This is a genomic window from Brucella anthropi, from assembly GCF_046630315.1.
Taxonomy (GTDB): Bacteria; Pseudomonadota; Alphaproteobacteria; order Rhizobiales; family Rhizobiaceae; genus Brucella; species Brucella anthropi_A.
In genome coordinates, this window is the sequence record NZ_LQBD01000026.1 from 1 (window position 1) to 2,500 (window position 2,500).

The window sequence follows — 2,500 nt, forward strand, 5'->3', positions numbered from 1 at the left end:
TGGTTGCGGGGGCAGGATTTGAACCTGCGGCCTTCAGGTTATGAGCCTGACGAGCTACCGGGCTGCTCCACCCCGCGTTAATGCATTTGATTATATACCGGTAAGGATCTTGTATGGGCGTTTTGCGCTGATATTTCTGTTTTGCATGCTTTGAGAAGATGGAATTGTTTGTGTGCTTTGCAGACCTGGCAGCGACCTACTCTCCCGCGTCTTGAGACGAAGTACCATTGGCGCTGGAGCGTTTCACGGCCGAGTTCGGAATGGGATCGGGTGCAGCCGCTCCGCCATAACCACCAGGTCGGCGAAGAACACAAATATGAGAAGCTGGGTTAGGGCAGTAAGGCAGTAGGGGAATAGGGCAGTATGTTTAGGCTGCGCTTGTCCTTTGCCTTGGTGCTTTGTCTTTCGTGCTTTGATATCAAGATTAGAACCTCGAAGCGAACGCTTCGCAAGCGCGACCGCCACGTTTGGCCGTCCTCGCGGAGGATCAGCGGCGAAGCCGCGTACGATCCGTGAGCGCTGTTCTAAACTGATATCCATCAAGCTTCGCTTGATGGATATTGTAAATGGGAGTGATCAAGTCGATCGAGCTATTAGTACCGGTAAGCTGCATGCGTTGCCGCACTTCCACACCCGGCCTATCAACGTGGTGGTCTTCCACGGCTCTGATAGGGAATACTCGTTTTCAGGTGGGTTTCCCGCTTAGATGCCTTCAGCGGTTATCCCGTCCGTATATAGCTACCCTGCTATGCGGCTGGCGCCACAACAGGTCCACCAGAGATACGTCCATCCCGGTCCTCTCGTACTAGGGACAGATCCTGTCAATATTCCTACACCCACGGCAGATAGGGACCGAACTGTCTCACGACGTTCTGAACCCAACTCACGTACCGCTTTAAATGGCGAACAGCCATACCCTTGGGACCTGCTCCAGCCCCAGGATGCGATGAGTCGACATCGAGGTGCCAAACAACCCCGTCGATATGGACTCTTGGGGGTCATCAGCCTGTTATCCCCGGCGTACCTTTTATCCGTTGAGCGATGGCCCTTCCACGCGGGACCACCGGATCACTATGACCGACTTTCGTCTCTGCTCGACTTGTCAGTCTTGCAGTCAGGCAGGCTTATGCCATTGCACTCGACGAACGATTTCCGACCGTTCTGAGCCTACCATCGCGCGCCTCCGTTACTCTTTAGGAGGCGACCGCCCCAGTCAAACTACCCACCATACACGGTCCTGGACCCGGATAACGGGCCGCAGTTAGACATCCATAAAAACAAGGGTGGTATTTCAAGGTTGACTCCACAAAGGCTGGCGCCCCTGCTTCAAAGTCTACCACCTATCCTACACATGTCGTCACGAATGCCAGTGTAAAGCTATAGTAAAGGTGCACGGGGTCTTTCCGTCTAACCGCAGGAACCCCGCATCTTCACGGGGAATTCAATTTCACTGAGTCTGCGTTGGAGACAGCGGGGAAGTCGTTACGCCATTCGTGCAGGTCGGAACTTACCCGACAAGGAATTTCGCTACCTTAGGACCGTTATAGTTACGGCCGCCGTTTACTGGGGCTTCAATTCAATGCTTGCACATCTCCTCTTAACCTTCCAGCACCGGGCAGGCGTCAGACCCTATACGTCGTCTTGCGACTTCGCAGAGCCCTGTGTTTTTGGTAAACAGTCGCTACCCCCTGGTCTGTGCCACCCCCCTATGGTTGCCCATAAAGAGGTCACGCTTCTTCCGAAGTTACGCGTGCATTTTGCCGAGTTCCTTCAACGCAGTTCTCTCAAGCGCCTTGGTATTCTCTACCAGTCCACCAGTGTCGGTTTAGGGTACGGTCTATACGCAGGAGCTATTTCCTGGAACCGCTTCGCTGCAAGATCAATCCAATAAGACCTCACAACACACGCGATCCGTCACTACCTGCAGGCCCACGAATATTAACGTGGTTCCCATCGACTACGCCTTTCGGCCTCGCCTTAGGGGCCGGCTAACCCTGCTCAGATTAACTTTAAGCAGGAACCCTTGGACTTTCGGCGAGGGAGTCTCTCACTCCCTTTATCGTTACTCATGTCAGCATTCTCACTTCCGATACCTCCAGGATGTCTCACGACTGTCCCTTCTCAGGCTTACGGAACGCTCCGCTACCACGCACATACGTGCATCCACAGCTTCGGTGTATGGCTTGAGCCCCGGTACATTTTCGGCGCAAAGACCCTTATTTAGACCAGTGAGCTGTTACGCTTTCTTTAAATGATGGCTGCTTCTAAGCCAACATCCTGGTTGTTTTGGGATCCTCACATCCTTTCCCACTTAGCCATAACTTAGGGACCTTAGATGGTGGTCAGGGTTGTTGCCCTCTCCACGACGGACGTTAGCACCCGCCGTGTGTCTGCCGACTAGTACTCCCCGGTATTCGGAGTTTGATTAGGATCAGTAAGACGGTGAGTCCCCATAGCCCATTCAGTGCTCTACCCCCGGGGGTATTCGGTCGACGCTCTA

General features: G+C 53.7%; 1 tRNA gene and 2 rRNA genes (1 of these 3 cut by a window edge). All 3 read right to left on the reverse strand.

From position 1 onward, the window contains the following. Positions 1–77: transfer RNA gene (locus tag AVM02_RS13620), tRNA-Met, on the reverse strand. A gap of 106 nt (positions 78–183) precedes the next feature. Then, a 5S ribosomal RNA gene (rrf, locus tag AVM02_RS13625) occupies positions 184–298 on the reverse strand. Positions 299–572: 274 nt separating this feature from the next. After that, positions 573–2,500 (reverse strand): 23S ribosomal RNA (locus AVM02_RS13630) (it continues 983 nt past the right edge of the window).